The organism is Curtobacterium sp. MCJR17_020, from assembly GCF_003234365.2.
Classification (GTDB): domain Bacteria; phylum Actinomycetota; class Actinomycetes; order Actinomycetales; family Microbacteriaceae; genus Curtobacterium.
The window spans coordinates 1,575,830-1,594,011 of record NZ_CP126260.1; the positions used below are offsets into that span (position 1 = coordinate 1,575,830).

Annotated in this window: 15 protein-coding genes; 12 read left to right on the forward strand and 3 right to left on the reverse strand. The window is 71.3% G+C overall.

Annotated features, from left to right (window positions below):
* Positions 1 to 53: 53 nt before the first annotated feature.
* Positions 54 to 1,211 carry a hypothetical protein gene (locus tag DEJ14_RS07510; protein WP_111085807.1) on the forward strand — a complete coding sequence of 386 codons (1,158 nt, stop codon included), beginning with the start codon at positions 54 to 56 and terminating at the stop codon, positions 1,209 to 1,211.
* 209 nt (positions 1,212 to 1,420) lie between these two features.
* Here DEJ14_RS07510 and DEJ14_RS07515 read toward each other — a convergent pair whose 3' ends face one another.
* Complete coding sequence (locus DEJ14_RS07515; protein ID WP_258373298.1) at positions 1,421 to 2,944, reverse strand: S1C family serine protease; 1,524 nt, start codon at positions 2,942 to 2,944, stop codon at positions 1,421 to 1,423.
* Positions 2,945 to 3,143: 199 nt separating this feature from the next.
* On the opposite strand from DEJ14_RS07515, the gene DEJ14_RS07520 reads away from it, so the two are divergent.
* The 5 genes from DEJ14_RS07520 to DEJ14_RS07540 all read left to right on the forward strand — a co-directional run bounded on the left by DEJ14_RS07520 (position 3,144) and on the right by DEJ14_RS07540 (position 7,254).
* A complete protein-coding gene (locus DEJ14_RS07520; protein WP_111085806.1) occupies positions 3,144 to 4,178 on the forward strand; it encodes a FecCD family ABC transporter permease in 1,035 nt (344 codons plus the stop codon).
* Positions 4,179 to 4,192: 14 nt separating this feature from the next.
* Positions 4,193 to 5,212: a FecCD family ABC transporter permease gene (locus tag DEJ14_RS07525; protein WP_258373297.1), complete on the forward strand. Its 1,020-nt coding sequence runs from the start codon at positions 4,193 to 4,195 to the stop codon at positions 5,210 to 5,212.
* A gap of 113 nt (positions 5,213 to 5,325) precedes the next feature.
* Positions 5,326 to 5,805, forward strand: a complete 480-nt coding sequence (locus tag DEJ14_RS07530) for an FHA domain-containing protein (RefSeq protein WP_111085805.1) — start codon at positions 5,326 to 5,328, stop codon at positions 5,803 to 5,805.
* Entirely contained in the window at positions 5,805 to 6,509 is a 705-nt protein-coding gene (gene ftsR, locus DEJ14_RS07535; protein ID WP_111085804.1) for a transcriptional regulator FtsR, read from the forward strand. Before DEJ14_RS07530 ends, ftsR begins: the two co-directional genes overlap by 1 nt.
* 184 nt (positions 6,510 to 6,693) lie before the next feature.
* Positions 6,694 to 7,254 carry a MerR family transcriptional regulator gene (locus DEJ14_RS07540; RefSeq protein ID WP_111085817.1) on the forward strand — a complete coding sequence of 187 codons (561 nt, stop codon included), beginning with the start codon at positions 6,694 to 6,696 and terminating at the stop codon, positions 7,252 to 7,254.
* 329 nt (positions 7,255 to 7,583) lie between these two features.
* On the opposite strand, the gene DEJ14_RS07545 is transcribed toward DEJ14_RS07540, so the two are convergent.
* Positions 7,584 to 8,405: a ParA family protein gene (locus DEJ14_RS07545; RefSeq protein ID WP_111085803.1), complete on the reverse strand. Its 822-nt coding sequence runs from the start codon at positions 8,403 to 8,405 to the stop codon at positions 7,584 to 7,586.
* Positions 8,406 to 8,465: 60 nt separating this feature from the next.
* Between DEJ14_RS07545 and DEJ14_RS07550 the strand changes: the two genes are divergently transcribed.
* From DEJ14_RS07550 to DEJ14_RS07560, 3 genes are all read left to right on the forward strand, one after another.
* Positions 8,466 to 11,876, forward strand: coding sequence for a pyruvate carboxylase (locus DEJ14_RS07550; RefSeq protein ID WP_111085802.1), 3,411 nt, complete (start codon positions 8,466 to 8,468; stop codon positions 11,874 to 11,876).
* A gap of 1 nt (position 11,877) precedes the next feature.
* Positions 11,878 to 12,381, forward strand: a complete 504-nt coding sequence (locus DEJ14_RS07555) for a peptide deformylase (protein ID WP_111085801.1) — start codon at positions 11,878 to 11,880, stop codon at positions 12,379 to 12,381.
* A 125-nt stretch (positions 12,382 to 12,506) separates the two neighbouring features.
* Positions 12,507 to 12,638 (forward strand): hypothetical protein, encoded by a 132-nt coding sequence (locus DEJ14_RS07560; protein ID WP_258373296.1) that lies wholly within the window; start codon positions 12,507 to 12,509, stop codon positions 12,636 to 12,638.
* A 110-nt stretch (positions 12,639 to 12,748) separates the two neighbouring features.
* Here the strand turns inward: DEJ14_RS07560 and DEJ14_RS07565 are convergent, their stop codons facing one another.
* Positions 12,749 to 14,692: an AMP-dependent synthetase/ligase gene (locus tag DEJ14_RS07565; RefSeq protein ID WP_181437568.1), complete on the reverse strand. Its 1,944-nt coding sequence runs from the start codon at positions 14,690 to 14,692 to the stop codon at positions 12,749 to 12,751.
* A gap of 122 nt (positions 14,693 to 14,814) precedes the next feature.
* Between DEJ14_RS07565 and DEJ14_RS07570 the strand changes: the two genes are divergently transcribed.
* The 3 genes from DEJ14_RS07570 to DEJ14_RS07580 all read left to right on the forward strand — a co-directional run bounded on the left by DEJ14_RS07570 (position 14,815) and on the right by DEJ14_RS07580 (position 18,034).
* Positions 14,815 to 15,768 (forward strand): ROK family glucokinase, encoded by a 954-nt coding sequence (locus DEJ14_RS07570; protein WP_111085799.1) that lies wholly within the window; start codon positions 14,815 to 14,817, stop codon positions 15,766 to 15,768.
* Between the two features lie 61 nt (positions 15,769 to 15,829).
* Positions 15,830 to 16,555, forward strand: a complete 726-nt coding sequence (locus DEJ14_RS07575) for a lysophospholipid acyltransferase family protein (RefSeq protein WP_111085798.1) — start codon at positions 15,830 to 15,832, stop codon at positions 16,553 to 16,555.
* 93 nt (positions 16,556 to 16,648) lie between these two features.
* On the forward strand, positions 16,649 to 18,034 hold the full coding sequence (locus DEJ14_RS07580; protein ID WP_111085797.1) for a class II 3-deoxy-7-phosphoheptulonate synthase: 1,386 nt from the start codon (positions 16,649 to 16,651) through the stop codon (positions 18,032 to 18,034).
* The last annotated feature ends 148 nt before the right edge of the window (positions 18,035 to 18,182 follow it).

Below are 18,182 nucleotides of genomic sequence, written 5' to 3' on the forward strand. Positions count from 1 at the left end.
GCGCACGGCGAGCCGCACCCCTCCGCAACCCCCACCCGACGTAGCCTCGTGCCATGGCAGTCCCCGTCCCGCTCGGCACCGAGGACCGCACCGCCCGCCTCACCCTCCGCCGCCCCGACCAGTGGCGCCGCGAGGACTCTGCCCAGGCGGACCTGCGCGTCACCGGCGACGACATCGTCCTCACCGTCCGATCCCGACCCAGCGACCGCGCGATCGGCGACGAGAACACGGGCCTCCTCGCGAGACTTCCCGGTTCCGTCGAGGGGCTGCTGCTCGTCGGCTGCGACACCTGGACCGCCGCCGGGGCCCCCGCGCGCCTGGTCGAGTACGTCCGTCCCGACGAACACGGCGACGTCGCGGGTGCGCACCTGCTCTTCGTGACCGGGCGGCACCGCGTCGACCTGACGATCGAACGCCCCCTGGCGCGACTGCTCGAGACCGACGAGCTCGTGTTCGCGGTCCTCGAGAGCGTCCGCGCCACCGAGCCGTCCCCGGTCCGCCCCGAGCGCGACCTCGAGCCGCTGCCCACCCCGGCGCCCGGCCTGGACCTCGACGGCCCCCGCCTGAGCGCCGACGCGGTCGGCACGCTCAAGAGCCTCGCCGGACGCCGGTGGAACCCGACGCTCCTCCGCACCGCGGCGGGCCGCGAACTCATCGAAGCGGGCCTCGTCGGCCGACTCGGCACGCTGCCGGAGTCGACCCAGACCCTGCTCGAGCCGTGGCAGGGCGATGCCCAGCCGGTCACGCTGGAACAGCACATGCAGGGCGGTGGCGAGTCGCGCCTCCAGGCCTGGTCGCAGACCGTCGTGGACGGGACCGCCGAGGCGGGCGCGGTGGTCGCGTCCGTCACGCCGGACCGCGCGGTCGCGCTGACGGCCGGGAGGCTCGGCATCGGCCCGACGTGGACCTTCCCGTTCCGCACGGGGTCGCTCCCAGGGCACCTGCTCGGCCGCCGGCTGGCCGGCGGCTCCGACGCACCGGACCTGCCGGAGGCCCTCGTCGAGGCGGACCCGCGGCTCGCGCGCTTCTGGGCCGCGCCGTGGACGGTGTCGTACCTGCGTCGACCGGGCAAGCCGAAGCCCGTGACGATCGTGCGCGCCGAGGGGATCGGCTTCGCCCGCGTGGGCAAGACGGAAGCCGGGGAGACCGCCTTCCAGACGGACTCCCCGGCAAACGTGTACCGGTCGGTGGTGCGGGCGCTGCTCGGCTGAACGGATTCCAGACACTGTGCCCGCTTGGCAAACGTGTACCGGTCGGTGGTGCGGGCGCTGCTCGGCTGAACGGATTCCAGACACTGTGCCCGCTTGGCAAACGTGTACCGGTCGGTGGTGCGGGCGCTGCTCGGCTGAACGGATTCCAGACACTGTGCCCGCTTGGCCAACGTGTACCGGTCGGTGGTGCGGGCGCTGCTCCCTTCCGCTCAGGCGGCCGGGCCGGCGGTCAGGGTGACGGTGACGGTCTTGGCGGCGCCGGAGCTGTCGGTGTAGCCGACCACGACCTTGTCGCCGACGGAGTGCGACTGCACGGCCGCGGTGAGCTCGTCCGACGTCGTGACCGTGGTCCCGCCCAGGCTCGTGATCGTGTCACCCTCGGCCAGGCCGGCGCTCGCGGCACCGGAACCCTCGACCGTGCCGGCGACGGCGACGCCGCCCGTGGTGCCCGCGGTGCTGCTGACCTGGACCCCGAGGAACGCGGGCAGACCGATGGTGATCGTGCTCGAGGACTCCCCGGCCAGGATCTTCTCGGCGATCGCCTTCGCGGTGGTGATCGGGATGGCGTAGCCGGTGACGTCCGCGGTGCCCGAGGACGCCGCGGTCGCCATGCCGACGACCTCGCCCTCGCTGTCGACCACGGGGCCGCCGGAGTCGCCGGAGACGATGTTCGCCGCGATCTCGATCAGGCCGGACAGCGACTCGGTGCCGGTGCCGGACTCGCTCTGCACCTGGATGTCCTGGTCGGTGGCCGTGACGGTGCCCTCGGCGGCGACCAGGTTGCCCGTGCCCTCGGCGTTGCCGACGTCGGTGACGGTGTCGCCGGTGCTCGGCTCGCCGTCGTCGTCGAGCGTGACGGTGGACAGGCCGGAGGCATCCTCGAGCTTCAGCACGGCGACGTCGTTCGTGGCGTCGGTGCCGACCACGTCCGCCTTGTACTCCTTGCCGGTGGTCTCGTCGGTGACGGTGATGCTCGTGGCGCCCTGGATGACGTGGTTGTTCGTCAGGACCGTGCCGTTCGAGCTGAGGATCATGCCGGTGCCGGCCGCCTGCGAGGACTCGTCGTAGTTCAGGACGGTGTTGATCGTCACGACGCCCTTCTTCTGGGCGGCGGTCGCTGCGGTGGCGGCGGACTCGGTGCTCGTGCCGGTGCTGCCGTCGGTGCCGCTGCCGTCGGTCCCGCTCCCGGTGCCGCTGCCGTCTCCGGGGACCGTGAAGCCGTTCGTGCCGTCGCTGCTGCCCGTGCCGCTGCCGGTGTCGGGAAGCGTCGTGGTGCCCTGCGACTGGCTCGACGTCGTGGTCGTGCTCTGCGAGGACAGGCCGAGGGCCGTGCCGCCGGCGGCACCGACGATCGCGAGGGCCGCGATGCCGGAGCCGATCATCAGCCCGAGGCGACGCGGGCGCTTCGCGCTCGCTCCCGGGTGGTTCGCCGCCGCAGCGGTGTGCGCCCAGGCGTGGTGGGTGCCGGTGAGTGCCGGGCTGCCGATCAGGTACGGGCCGCGGCCGTCGGGGGAGTAGGCGTAGGGACCGGATCCGTCCGGGCCGTACAGGTACGGGCCGGAGCCGTCGAAGGCGTAGGCCGGACGGAGGGTGGCGGGGTCGGCGTGGGGTGCCTCCCAGCTCATCCCGTACGCCTGCTGCTGCCGCTGCTGCTGCGTGCCGTCGGTCCGGGCGGTGCCCTGCTCGTCGTGCTCGCGGTCGGCGTCGGCGGCGGGGTTCGGGGTCTCGTTCATCGGTGCTCTCCGGTCGTCCCTCGACGACCCGGGCGGGTGTCGATGGAGACCAGTACAGGCGGCGATCCAATGACGAGCCTATGAACGGACCCAGCGACTGCTCCGGGCTTGCTCGGGGGAAGCCGAGTGGCCTGCCGGTTCGGTCGCCCGGGTGTCCATGAGGGTCGCCCGGGTGTCCATTAGGGTTGCCTTACTTCCCATGCGCTCCTCCACGTCCGCGCCACCGGCGCCCGCCTCCGTCTCCCGTCTGGTCGGGGCGACCGTGCTGGCCGTCGTCGTCCTCGCCGTGGCGTGCGCGCTGTCGATCGCCTACGGATCCCGGCCGATCCCGCTCCACACCGTGCTCGACACCGTCCTGAACCCGGGGCGGAACGACGAGGTCGGGCTGATCGTGCTCGGCAACCGCGTCCCACGTACCGTCGTCGGGCTCCTCGCGGGTGCCGCCCTCGGTGTCGCCGGCGCGGTGATGCAGGGGGTGACCCGCAACCCGCTCGCCGACCCGAGCGTCCTCGGCATCAACTCCGGGGCGGCCCTCGCCGTGGTCGCCGGCATCGCGCTCTTCGGGGTGAGCGGCACGGCGGCCTACCTGCCGTTCGCCTTCCTCGGTGCTGCCCTCGCGACACTGCTCGTCTACGGCATCGCCGCCGTCGCCCGGCGCGGACTGTCGCCGGTCGGCCTCGCGCTGTCCGGTGCCGTGGTCGCCGCCGCGCTGTCGTCGATCACGACGGCGGTGCTCGTGACGAACGCGAGCCTGCTCGACCAGCTGCGGTTCTGGCAGGTGGGCGCCCTCGCCGGCAAGGACCTCGGCACCGCCGGCATCATCACGGCGCCCGTGCTGATCGGTCTCGCGATCGCGTTCGGCCTGGGCCGCTCGCTCAACACGCTCGCCCTCGGCGACGAGCTCGCGGCGTCGCTCGGGCAACGCGTCGTGCTCGTCCGGGCCGTCGGCGGACTCGTGACGGTGCTGCTCGCCGGCTCGGCCGTGGCCGCCGCGGGGCCGATCGCCTTCGTCGGGCTCGCCGTGCCGCACGCCGTCCGTCGGCTGAGCGGCCCCGACCACCGGTGGACCATCCTGCTGTCCGCGATCGTCGCGCCGGCGCTGCTGCTGGTGGCCGACGTCATCGGTCGCGTCGTGGCGTACCCGGGGGAGCTGCAGGTCGGCATCGTCACGGCTCTCATCGGTGCGCCGGTGTTCATCGCGCTCGTGCGGTCGAGGGCGGTGCGGGGCCTGTGAGCGGTGCGGGGACCGTGCGTCGCGACCGTGGGGTCGTCGGCCTCCGGCGAGGTCTCGTCGGCGTCCGGCGCGAGCTCGTCGTGCTGGCCGCCGTGGTGGTGCTGCTCGTCGCGCTGGTGCTCGTCGGACTCGGGGTCGGCTCGATCCCGCTGACCCCGGCGCAGGTGGTCGGCGCGCTGTTCGGACAGGGCGACCGCATCTCGGACTTCGTCATCGGACAGCTGCGCGGCCCCCGGGTGCTCGGCGCGGTCCTGGTCGGCGCCAGCCTGGGGGTCGCGGGCGCCATCGTGCAGAGCGTCGTCCGCAACCCGATCGCGAGCCCGGACGTCATCGGCATCACCTCGGGTGCCAGCGCTGCGGGGCTCACGGCGATCGTGCTGTTCGGGGCGTCCGGCGGCACCCTGTTCTCGGTCGTGCTCGTCGGCGCAGTCGTCGTCTCGGTCGTGATCGCCGGACTGGCCTGGCGGCGGGGGATCACCGGCAACCGGGTCGTGCTCGTCGGGGTCGGGGTCTCGGCGATCTGCCTGAGCATCACGGGGTGGATGCTCACCAGCGGCACCGTCACCCAGGCCGGCACCGCGCTGCTGTGGTTGTCCGGCAGCCTGAACGCCGTCGACCGAAACCTGGTCGGCGTGCTCGGCGTCGCGTTCGTCGTGCTGTTCCTGCTGGCCCTGCTGCAGTCGTCGCGCCTGACCGTCCTGACGCTCGGCGACGAGGTCGCGGCGGCCCTCGGGCTCCGGCCGGACCGCGCGAAGGTGCTGCTGCTCCTCACCGCGGTGTGCCTGACCGCCGCTGCGGTCGCCACGGCGGGGCCTGTGTCGTTCGTCGCACTGATGGCGGCGCCGATCGCCCGTCGGCTCGTCGGTGGAGGCCGCGTCGCCCTCGGTCCGGCCGCCGCGGTGGGAGCGGCGATCACCCTCGGCAGCGACCTCATCGCCCAGTTCGCGATCCCCGGGAACGCCCTGCCCGTCGGCGTCGTGACGGGTGTCGTCGGCGCCCCGTACCTGCTCTGGTTGCTCGCGCGCGGTCGCTGAACCCGGACCGCGCGTTCGCGCACCGCGGACGATCGTCCACAGGCCCAGTTCGGGGCTGCCGCTGGAGCCCTCCTTTCCGATACGCTGGTGGGCCAAGAGGAGGAGGTCCACCGATGCCAGATCCAGTGGTCCCGCAGCCCGACGGTCAGAAGACCCCGGAGCAGCGGCTGGTCGACACCACGCTGACCTTCAGCATGGACATGGGCGCGGCGCTCACCGCCGAGTCCGGTGTGTCAGCCGAAGAGCGCGAGGCGGTCAACGCCCTACCGTCCGGATCGGCGCTGCTCGTCGTGCGCCGCGGTCCGAACGTGGGTGCGCGGTTCCTCCTCGACTCCGACGTCACGACGGCCGGTCGACACCCTGACGCCGACATCTTCCTCGACGACGTCACGGTGTCCCGCAAGCACGCGCAGTTCCTGCGGCAGGGCACGGCCTTCACGGTCAAGGACAACGGCTCGCTGAACGGCACGTACTTCGACGGTGCACGCATCGACGAAGCGCCGCTCACCGACGGGGCCGAGGTCCAGGTCGGCAAGTTCCGTCTGACGTTCTACGCGTCCCGGGTCGACCTGGCGCGCCTGGCGAACGCGTAGTGGCCGCACGGTCCGCTGCGGCCCGGGCGGGGTCAGCGGCACCGGACCTGCTCACGATCGGGCAGGTTCTCGCTCGCCTCAAGCCCGAGTTCGCGGACCTGTCGAGTTCCAAGCTGCGCTTTCTCGAAGAGCGCGAGCTCGTCACGCCGGTCCGCACGGCCAGCGGGTACCGCAAGTTCTCGGCGGCCGACGTCGACCGCCTCCGGGTGATCCTCGGCCTGCAGCGCGACCACTACCTGCCGCTCAAGGTCATCAAGGACTACCTCGCCGACCTCGACGCGGGGCGCGAGCCCGTGCTGCCCGGCGGTGGAGACGCCCCGCGTCCCTCGATACTCGGGCGCGAGCGCCGGTACACCCGCGACGAGACGGCCCGAGCGGCCGGCGCGTCCCCGATGCTCCTGGCCGACGCGGTCTCCGCGTCACTGCTCCCCGCCACCGAGACCTACGGCGAGGACAGCGTGTCCGTCCTCAAGGCGCTCGTCGAGCTGCAGCGGACCGGCATCGAGCCGCGGCACCTGCGCACGCTCCGCAGCACCGCCGAGCGCGAGGTCGGACTCATCGAATCCGCGCTCATGCCCGTGTCCCGCCGGGGCGATGCGACGTCGCGGGCGAAGGCCACGGAACTCGCACGCGAGATCGCCGTCCAGCTCGAGGTCATCCGCTCGAGCCTCATCCGCGCGGCGATCGGTCGTCTCGACGCATGATCCGTTCCGGTGCTCCGCGGGGGCTTGTGCGTCAGTGGGTGGGGCGTATCCTCGACACGCCGGACGCGCCGAGTCGGATGTCCCGCGCGGGAGCGGTCGGAGTCGCTACCGTTGACCTCGGAACAACTCTCAACCCGTCGTTGAACCTTCGGGTGGGAGCTCGATCGTCGTGGAAGGCAAGCGCATGAGTGGGAACGACACCCCAGGCACCGAGTCGGACACGACGCGGTACGACCTCGGGCTGCTCTTCACCGACGGCCTCCCCGAACACGACGAGCAGAACGGCTACCGCGGCACCGTCGCCGCACGTGCAGCCGGCATATCGTACCGACAGCTCGACTACTGGGCACGCACCGAACTCGTGCAGCCCACCATCCGCGGCGCTGCCGGCTCCGGCTCGCAGCGTCTGTACGGCTTCCGCGACATCCTCGTGCTCAAGCTCGTGAAGCGCCTGCTCGACACCGGCATCTCGCTGCAGCAGATCCGCACCGCTGTGAACCAGCTCCGCGAGTCGGGCGTGTCCGACCTCGCCCAGACCACCCTGATGTCCGACGGCGCTTCGGTGTACCTGTGCACCTCGGACGACGAGGTCATCGACCTGGTGTCCCGCGGTCAGGGTGTCTTCGGCATCGCGGTCGGCAAGGTCCTGCGCGAGGTCGAGACCTCCCTGGTCGAGCTCGATGCCTCTGCTGCGGCCGACCCGTCCGACGAGCTCGCCGCGCGTCGCGCTTCCCGCGCTTCCTGACCAGTTTCTCGTCCCGCGGATCGGCCCGAGTGGTCGCGAACTGCGGTGTGTGCGTCGCCGAGTGGTCACGAACTGTCGTCCGCGCGGCCGTCCGCAGACAGTTGTTGACCACTCGACGGACGTGAGCGGTACGTCGTGACCGCTGGGCGAGCCGGGGCCGGGCGTGTCTTCCGGGGCTGGGATGGGCCTCCCGGCAGTCGGCGCGTGGTCATGAACCGCCGTGCGCGCGTCGCCGAGTGGTCACGAACCGTCGTTTGCGCAGCCGTCAGCCGACAGTTGCCGACCGCTCGGCGGACGTGAGCAGCGCGTCGCGCCCGCGCAGCAGCGCCCTACGCGCCAGCAGCACCCGCACCGTCGGCGTACGGGCCGATCTTGCCGGTCCGCATGATGCGCTCGAGCAGCTGGTCGAAGTTGCGCGCCATCTCCTGCGCGGACTCGCCGGGCCACACGTGCAGGGGCTTCGCGGCACCCTGCGCCTGCTGCAGCGAGGTGCGTTCGGGCAGCTGCGGCGACAGGACGAGCGGGCCGAACATGTCGCGGAGTTCCTTGATGCGGAACTGGTGCTCGAGCGACTGGACCCGGGCGCGGTTCACGATGATGCCGAGCGGCTGCAGGCGGGGGGAGAGACCGCGGCGGATCTCCTCGATGGCCCGGAGTGCGCGGTCGGCGGCGGCGACGGAGAACAGGCCGGGCTCGGTGACGACCGTGACGCGGTCGGACGCTGCCCACGCGGTGCGTGTGAGGGCGTTCAGCGACGGCGCGCAGTCGATGAGCACGAGCTCGTAGTCCTGCTCGACGTTGGCCAGGGCCTCTTCGAGCTTCCAGATGTCGCGGATGGAGGGGTGCGGCCCGTCGAAGTTGATCGCCGAGGGCGACCCGACCATGACGTCGATCTTGCCCTGCGAGCCCTTCGTCCACCCGGAGGGTGCGATCGCCTGACGGACGATCTTCTCCTTCGGGTTCTCGAGGACGTCGGCCACGTTGAGGTGTCCGGCGAGGTTGATGTCGAGGCCGGTGGAGACGTCGGACTGCGGGTCGAGATCCACCACCAGCGTGCGCAGTCCCTTGGCGAAGGCGGCCGAAGTCAGGCCGAGCGTCACCGTCGTCTTGCCGACACCGCCCTTGAGGGAGCTCACGCTGAGTACATGCACGATCAGCAACGTTACCGCCACTAGGGTTGTCTCACCTCAACCCGGGCTGAAAGGGACGTCGTGTTCAGCAAGATCCTCGTGGCGAACCGTGGTGAGATCGCCATCCGCGCGTTCCGTGCCGCGTACGAACTGGGGGCGCGCACCGTCGCCGTCTACCCCTACGAAGACCGGAACTCCCTGCACCGCCTGAAGGCCGACGAGGCCTACCTGATCGGTGAGCGGGGCCACCCGGTCCGGGCGTACCTGGACGTCTCCGAGATCATCCGCGTGGCCCGCGAGTCGGGCGCCGACGCGATCTACCCGGGGTACGGCTTCCTGTCCGAGAACCCGGAGCTCGCCGCCGCGGCCGCCGAAGCCGGCATCACCTTCATCGGTCCGGGCGAACACGTGCTCGAGATGGCCGGCAACAAGGTGACCGCGAAGGAGCACGCGATCGCAGCCGGCGTCCCGGTCCTCGCGAGCACCCCGGCGAGTCGTGACATCGAGGAGCTCATCGCCGGATCCGATGCCATCGGGTTCCCGGTGTTCGCCAAGGCCGTCGCGGGTGGTGGCGGTCGTGGCATGCGCCGGGTCGAGACCAAGCCCGAACTCCGTGCAGCGCTCGAAGCGGCGATGCGCGAGGCCGACAGTGCGTTCGGCGACCCGACCATGTTCCTCGAGCAGGCGGTGATCCGGCCGCGGCACATCGAGGTGCAGATCCTCGCCGACGCGACGGGCACAGAGGCGGGCACGATCCACCTGTTCGAGCGGGACTGCTCCGTGCAGCGCCGCAACCAGAAGGTCGTCGAGATCGCCCCGGCGCCGAACCTCGACCCCGCGATCGCGCAGGCGCTGCACCGCGACGCGGTCGCCTTCGCCCGCTCGATCGGCTACGTGAACGCCGGCACCGTCGAGTTCCTGCTCGACACCGAGGGCGAGCGCGAGGGGCAGCACGTCTTCATCGAGATGAACCCGCGCATCCAGGTCGAGCACACCGTCACCGAAGAGGTCACCGACGTCGACCTGGTGCAGTCGCAGATGCGGATCGCCTCGGGCGAGTCGCTCGCCGACCTCGGCCTGTCGCAGGACACCGTCTCCGTGCACGGGGCCGCGCTGCAGACCCGCATCACGACGGAGGACCCGACGCAGGGCTTCCGGCCGGACACCGGCCGCATCACCACGTACCGCAGCCCCGGCGGTGCCGGCGTGCGCCTCGACGGCGGTACGGTCGCCACCGGTGCGCAGATCAGCCCGCACTTCGACTCGATGCTCGCCAAGATGACGTGCCGCGGACGCGACTTCCCGACGGCCGTCGCCCGTGCGAAGCGTGCCCTCGCCGAGTTCCGGATCCGCGGCGTCAGCACGAACATCCCGTTCCTGCAGGCCGTGCTCGAGGACCCGGACTTCGCCCGTGGCGACGTCTCGACGAAGTTCATCGAGGAGCGCCCGCAGCTGTTCAGCGGCCACGTGTCGAAGGACCGCGGCACGAAGGTCCTGAACTGGCTGGCCGACGTCACGGTGAACAAGCCGAACGGTGAGCGGTCGCCGCTGGTCACCGAACCGAGCGCGAAGCTCCCCGCCCTCGATCTCGGCACCCCGGTGCCCGAGGGCCAGCGCGACCTGCTGCTGGCGACCGGCCCGGCCGAGTGGGCGAGAGCACTCCGCACCCAGACCCGGCTCGCGGTGACGGAGACGACGATGCGCGACGCGCACCAGTCGCTGCTCGCGACGCGCGTCCGCACGAAGGACCTCGTCGCGGTCGCGCCGTACGTCGCGCGGCTCACGCCGCAGCTGCTCAGCGTCGAGGCCTGGGGCGGTGCGACGTACGACGTCGCCCTCCGGTTCCTCGGCGAGGACCCGTGGGAGCGGTTGGCCTCGCTGCGCGAGGCGATGCCGAACATCCCGATCCAGATGCTGCTGCGCGGCCGCAACACGGTCGGCTACACCCCGTACCCGACCGAGGTGACGGACGCCTTCGTCGCCGAGGCCGCCGCCACGGGCGTCGACGTCTTCCGCGTGTTCGACGCGCTCAACGACGTCAGCCAGTTGCGACCGGCCCTGGAGGCGGTGCTCGCGACCGGCACGGCCGTCGCCGAAGCGGCGCTCTGCTACACCGCCGACCTCCTCGATCCTGCCGAGGACCTGTACACGTTGGACTACTACCTCCGCCTCGCGGAGCAGATGGTCGAGGCCGGCGCGCACGTCATCGGCATCAAGGACATGGCCGGCCTGCTCCGCGCCGGCGCCGCCGAGAAGCTCGTCGGCGCGCTGCGCGAGCGTTTCGACCAGCCCGTGCACGTGCACACGCACGACACCGCCGGTGGGCAGCTCGCGACGCTCCTCGCCGCCGCGCGTGCCGGTGCGGACGCGGTGGACGTCGCCTCGGCGCCGATGGCCGGCACGACGAGCCAGCCGAGCATGTCCGCGCTGGTCGCCGCCCTGGCCCACACGGAGCGCGACACCGGACTGTCCCTCGACGCGGTCGGCGACCTCGAGCCCTACTGGGAGGCGGTCCGTCGGGCCTACGCCCCGTTCGAGTCCGGGCTGCCGGGTCCGACGGGTCGGGTCTACAAGCACGAGATCCCCGGTGGTCAGCTGTCGAACCTCCGCCAGCAGGCGATCGCGCTCGGCCTGGGCGACCGGTTCGAGCAGGTCGAGGACTGGTACGCCGAGGCGAACCGGATCCTCGGACGCCCGACCAAGGTCACGCCGTCGTCGAAGGTGGTCGGTGACCTCGCGCTGCAGCTCGCCGCGGTGAACGCCGACCCGGCCGACTTCGAGCAGAACCCGGACAAGTACGACATCCCGGACTCCGTCGTCGGGTTCATGGCCGGCGAGCTCGGAGACCTGCCGGGTGGCTGGCCGGAGCCGTTCCGGACGAAGGTCCTGGCGGGCCGCGACGTCCGCCTCGAGATCACCCCGGTGCCGGACGCCGAGCGCGCGCACCTCGACGCCGCCGGGCCCGAGCGCCAGCAGGCGTTGAACCGACTGCTGTTCCCGCAGCCCACGGCGCAGTTCGGGCGGGTGCGCGAGCAGTACGGCGACCTGTCCGTGGTGCCGACCGTCGACTACCTGTACGGGCTGCGCCCCGGGCAGGAGCACGTCGTGCCGCTCGGCAAGGGCGTCAACCTGTTCGTCGGGCTCGAGGCGATCGGCGAGGTCGACGACAAGGGCATCCGCACCGTCATGGCCACGATGAACGGGCAGCTCCGCCCGGTCTCGGTCCGCGACCGATCGATCGAGGTCGAGACGAAGGTCGCCGAGCAGGCCGACAAGTCCGACCCGAAGCACGTCGCCGCGCCGTTCTCCGGTGTGGTGACGCTCAAGGTCGCCGTCGGTGACGTCGTCGAGGCCGGAGCGGCCGTGGCGAGCATCGAGGCGATGAAGATGGAAGCGGCCATCACGGCGCCCGTGGCGGGCACCGTCGGCCGTCTCGCGATCCCGGCGACCCAGCAGGTGGACGCCGGCGACCTCCTGGTGGTGCTGCAGTAAATTGACCGTCCGTCCCATCCGCCTGTTCGGCGACCCCGTCCTCCGTTCGCCTGCGGACCCGATCGCTCCGGCGGCACTCGGGTCGAGCGGGGTCCGCGACCTCGTGCAGGACCTGATCGACACCGTCAAGGAGCCCGGCCGCGCCGGTGTGGCCGCGCCGCAGATCGGTGTCGGACTCCGCGCGTTCTCGTACAACGTCGACGGCGAGGTCGGGTACGTCCTGAACCCCGAGATCGTCGAGGTCTCGGGGGAGCCCGAGCTCATGGAGGAAGGGTGCCTGTCCGTCCCCGGTCTGGGCTACCCGACCCGGCGGCACCCGTACGCCAAGGTCCGCGGCGTCGACGTCGACGGCGCCGAGGTGGTGCTCGAGGGCACCGGGCTGATGGCCGAGGCGCTGCAGCACGAGGTCGACCACCTGGACGGGACCGTCTACGTGATGACGCTCGAACCAGAGGTCCGACGGCAGGCGCTGCGGGACATCCGGGCGCAGGAGTGGTTCCACTGATCCGTTGGTCATGAGTGCCTGCTCATGACACCCCCACGGGGGATTGTCGCTTTGTCCTGACGAAGAGGTACCGTATCCGCGTCGGCCTCCCACCGACGACCATCCCATCCCCCCAGGACTCCCGCATGACCAGTCAGACTGACGAGATCAGCTCCCACCGCACCCGCACCAACCGTCGTCCGGCCGACACCACCGTCGCCACCGGTGCGACCGCCGTCCTCGACGCCCCCGCGACGGAGCAGTCGCCGGAGGCCTGAGCCCCGCGTGCGCCTGCACCCCGCGCGCACCTGGCGGAATCGGGCGTACCTGGTCGGAAGAGTCGACCCGGTACGCCCGGAACGGCCCGGTACGCCGAGACGACGGGGCGCTACACGCGGCGACCGCGACGCTCCTCGATGACGGGCGTCGCGGTCGTCTGCACCTTCGACCCGGAGTAGATGTGGTCGATGTCCGCCGCGAAGTCTCGAAGGATGACCGACCGCTTGATCGTCAGCTTCGGCGTCAGGTGTCCGGAGCCCTCCGTCAGCTCGGTGTCCAGGATCGTGAACGACCGGACCGACTCGGCTCGTGAGACCCGGCCGTTCGCGGTGTCGATCGCCTCTTGCACGGCGGTGAGCACGCGCTCGTCGTACGCGGCCTCGTGCGCGGAGAGCGCCGGGGTGATCCCACGGCTCTCGCACCACCCCGGGAGCATCTCGCGGTCGAGCGTGACGAGGGCGGCGATGAAGGGCTTGCCCTCGCCGACGACCACGACCTGCCCGATGAGCGGGTGTTCGCGGACGCCGTCCTCGAGCGGTGCCGGTGCGACGTTCTTGCCGCTCGCGGTGACGATGAGCTCCTTGGCGCGTCCGGTCACCGTCAGGATGCCGTCGTCGTCGAGCCGTCCGAGGTCGCCCGTGCGGAACCAGCCGTCGTCGGTGAAGGCCTGCTCGGTGGCCTCGTCGTTCCGCCAGTAGCGGTCGAACACGTCGACGCCGCGGATCAGGATCTCCTGGTCGTCGGCGATCCGGATCTCGACCCCGGGGAGTGCCGGGCCGACCGTCCCGATGCGCAGGTCAGCCGCGCGGTTCACGGTGGCGGGCGCGGTCGTCTCGGTGAGCCCGTAGCCCTCGAGGATGAGCACGCCGATCGACCGGAAGAAGTGCGACAGTCGCGGTGAGAGCGGTGCCGAGCCACTGACCGCGTACTCGGTGCGGCCACCCAGGGCGTTCCGGAGCTTCGCGTAGACGAGCTTGTCGAACAGCTTGAACTTCAGGCCGAGCACGAGCGGGACCCGACCGGTGGCCAGCGCCTCGGAGTGGGCGACCGCGGTGTCCGCAGCGGCCCGGAAGATCTTCCCCTTGCCGCCGAGGTCGGCCTTCTGCTCGGACGCGTTGTAGATCTTCTCGAACACCCGGGGGACCGCCAGCAGGAAGGACGGCTTGAACGACGACACGGCCTGCATGAGGTCCTTCGTGTCCGGCTCGTGGCCGACCAGGACCCCGGCGGACACGGACATCGCCGCGATGAACCGGGCGAACACGTGGGCCATCGGGATGAAGAGCAGGGTCGAGGCACCGTCCGCGACGACCTCGGGCATCGCGACGCTGGCGTTCTCGACCGTCGCGGTGAAGTTGTCGTGCCGCAGAACGCACCCCTTCGGGCGTCCGGTCGACCCGGAGGTGTAGATGATCGTCGCGTCGTCGTGGCCGTGCACCGACGCCGTCCGCGCGTCGAGTTCGTCGTCGGTGACGTCCTCGCCGAGCCGGGTCAGGTCGTCGAGCCCGCCGCCGTCGATCGTCCAGTGCTGCCCGAGGTGCGGCAGGTCCGGTGCGATCGAGGCGACCCGACGCGCGTGCTCCTCCTGCTCGACGACGATCGCGACGGCCTCGGAGTCGGAGAGGATCCACCGGACCTGGTCGGGGGAGCTCGTCTCGTAGACGGGCACGGAGACCAGGCCTGCCGTCCACACCGCGAAGTCGACGAGGGTCCACTCCAGGCGGGTGCGGGACAGGATCGCGACGTGGGCGCCGGGCTCGAGGCCGGCGGCGACGAAGCCCTTCGCGATGCCGCGGACCCGTGCCAGCACCTCGCCGGCGGTGATCGTCGTCCACGTGTCGCCGTGGCGCTGGGCGAGGATCGGACGCGACGGCGTCAGCCGGGCGCGGTCGCCGAGCAGCCGCGCTGCGGAGCCGTGGTCAGGAGCGACGGGGCCGCTGGTCGGACGCGAGGCGCGCCTCCCGGTCGGAACGCCGACGCTGTCGGTGACCGCGCTGTCGGCGAGAGCACCGTCGGTGGTGACGCTGGCGCGTTCGGGTCGCTGATCGTTCACGGTGACTCCCTTGTCTGCCGGTTCGATTCGAGTGCGCCTCATCCTGCGAGGCGACACAGCCAGCATAGGACGCGTCACCGGGCGTTCCGTGAGTTCGCGGTGAACCGGTAGGCTCTTGGACCGTGCACGCCATCGGAATCGACATCGGGGGCACCAAGATCGCGGGAGCGGTCGTGACGGAACTCGGCGAGATCATCGCCGAGGACCGCGTGGCCACCAACGCTGCGGACCCGAACGCCATGCTCGACGACGTCGTCTCGATGGTCGAGCGACTCAGCTCAGGACACGAGGTCGGCGCGGTCGGCGTCGCGGCCCCGGGCTTCATCGACGCCTCGCAGTCGATCGTCTACTACACGCCGAACATCCGGTGGCGGAACGAGCCCCTGCGCCAGAAGCTGCAGCAGCGCCTCGGTGACCTGCACATCACGGTCGACAACGACGCCAACGCCGCCGGGTGGGCCGAGTTCCGCTTCGGCGCCGGCCGGCTCGTCTCCGACATGACGATGCTGACCATCGGCACCGGTGTCGGCGGCGCCATCGTGACCGAGGACCGCCTGTTCCGTGGCGGGTTCGGCACCGGCGGCGAGATCGGCCACCTGCGCATCGTGCCGAACGGTCTGCCCTGCGGCTGCGGCGCGCGTGGTTGCATCGAACAGTACGGTTCCGGCCGTGCCCTGCAGCGGATGGCGAACGACGTCGCCGACGCAGGCGGCATCGGGTCCGCGCTGGCCGACGCGCGCGAAGCCAACGGCGGCGAGCTCGACGGGCACATCGTGGGCGACCTGATCCTGGCCGACGACCCGGGTGCCCTCGCGGCGCTCCGTCGCCTCGGCCGCCACCTCGGTGAGGCCTGCGCCTCGCTGTCCGCGGTGCTCGACCCGCAGCTGTTCGTGTTCGGCGGCGGGGTCGCCAGCGCGGGGGACCGCCTGCTCGACCCGATCAAGCAGGCCTACCTCAACAACCTGCCGGCGCGTGGCTACCACCCCGAGCCGGACTTCGTGATCGCCGAGCTGGTGAACGACGCCGGAGTCGTCGGCGCCGCCGACCTGGCCCGCATCCACGCCCGCACGGCGTAAGCGCGTGCAGGCCCGCACGGCGTAGGGTCACTCGAGCCCGCCCCACCACCTGGAGTCGTCGATGACCTACTGGCTGCTGAAGAACTTCCTGCTCGGCCCGCTCATCCTCACCCTGTTCCGCCCGTGGGTGGTCGGCCGTGAGAACGTCCCCGCCAGGGGCCCGGTCATCTTCGCGTCCAACCACATCTCGTTCATCGACTCGGTGATCCTGCCGGCCGTGCTCGACCGGCGGCTGTCCTTCCTGGCGAAGAGCGACTACTTCACCGGGCGGGGACTCAAGGGCTGGGCGACGAAGACGTTCTTCAACGCCATCGGCCAGCTGCCGATCGACCGCTCCGGCGGCAAGGCGTCCGAGGCCTCGCTCCGCACCGGCCTGCAGGTCCTGGCACGCGGCGAGCAGCTCGGCATCTACCCGGAGGGCACGCGCAGCCCCGACGGCAAGCTCTACCGCGGTCGCACCGGCATCGCGCGGATGATCCTCGAGGGCCGGGTGCTCGTCGTCCCCGTCGCCATGGTCGGCACGCGTGAAGTGCAGCAGATCGGGCAGCGCTTCCCGAAGATCAAGCGCGTCGGCGTGGTCTTCGGCAAGCCGCTCGACTTCTCGCGCTTCCAGGGCTTCGAGACCGACCGGTTCATCCTGCGCAGCGTCACCGACGAGGTCATGCACGAGCTCGCGGGGCTGAGCCGTCAGGAGTACGTCGACGTCTACGCGACGAGCGTCAAGGAACGCGCGAGCTCCGCACGCGAGGCAGTCATGCGGGAACGGAAGTCCTCGCCCGCACGTTAGGCTCTGATGGTCCCGGCACTCCGCCAGGACGCCCGTTCTGCCGCCTTCCGGCGGCCAGGCGGGCCGCCCGCACAGAACACCGAGGTAACGCCCTTGCCCGAGTCGACCGACTTCGTCGCCCTGCAGGATCCGGACGTCATCGAGGGTCTCGACTATTGGCGCACGCTCCCCATCAAGCAGCAGCCCACGTGGCCGGACGCCGCGGCGGCCGAGGCCGCCTCGGCCGAGATCGCCACGCTGCCACCCCTCGTCTTCGCGGGCGAGGTCGACAAGCTCCGCGAGCGGCTCGCCGCCGCCGCACAGGGCAAGGCGTTCCTGCTGCAGGGCGGTGACTGCGCCGAGACCTTCGCCGGTGCGACCGCCGACTCCATCCGCGACCGCGTCAAGACGATCCTGCAGATGGCCGTCGTCCTGACCTACGGTGCGTCGATGCCCGTCATCAAGATGGGTCGCATGGCCGGGCAGTTCGCCAAGCCGCGCTCGAGCGACTTCGAGACCCGCGGCGACGTCACGCTGCCCGCCTACCGCGGCGACATCGTGAACGGCTACGACTTCACGCCGGAGAGCCGGACGGCCGACCCGCGCCGCCTCGTGCAGGGGTACCACACGGCCGCGTCGACCCTGAACCTCGTCCGCGCCTTCACCCAGGGGGGCTTCGCCGACCTGCGTCAGGTGCACTCGTGGAACAAGGGCTTCGCGTCGAACCCGGCGAACGCCCGGTACGAGCACCTCGCCAAGGAGATCGACCGCGCGATCCGCTTCATGGACGCCTGCGGTGCCGACTTCGAGGCGCTCAAGCACGTCGAGTTCTACGCGTCGCACGAGGGTCTGCTCATGGACTACGAGCGCCCGATGACCCGCATCGACTCGCGCTCCGGTCTGGCCTACGACACCTCCGGCCACTTCATCTGGATCGGGGAGCGCACGCGTGACCTCGACGGTGCCCACGTGGACTTCCTGTCGCGGGTGCGGAACCCGATCGGCGTGAAGCTCGGCCCGACCACGAGCGTCGACGACATGAAGGCCCTGGTCGACAAGCTCGACCCGAACCGCGAGCCCGGCCGCCTGACGTTCATCACGCGCATGGGTGCCGGCAAGATCCGCGACGAGCTGCCCAAGTTGCTCGAGGCGATCAAGGGCATGGACGCCAACCCGCTGTGGGTCACCGACCCGATGCACGGCAACGGCCTGACCACGCCCACCGGCTACAAGACCCGTCGGTTCGACGACGTCGTGGACGAGGTCCTCGGCTTCTTCGAGGCGCACCGGCAGGTCGGTACCTACCCGGGCGGCATGCACGTCGAGCTCACCGGTGACGACGTCACGGAGTGCCTCGGCGGGTCGGAGCACATCGACGAGGCCACCCTCGCCACCCGCTACGAGTCGCTGTGCGACCCGCGGCTGAACCACATGCAGTCGCTCGAGCTCGCGTTCCTCGTGGCCGAGGAGCTCGGCGCGCACCCGCACGTGCGCGCCTAGCGCGACCACCTTCGGACGGGAGGCACGGTGCCAGCTGGCACCGTGCCTCCCGTCCGCCGTTCCGGCGCGTCTCGGGCCCGACCCGAGTCTCGGGGCAGGCGACAGTCCTCGGGTCCGAGAGCGCGAGAACTGTCGCTCAGGCCGAGAC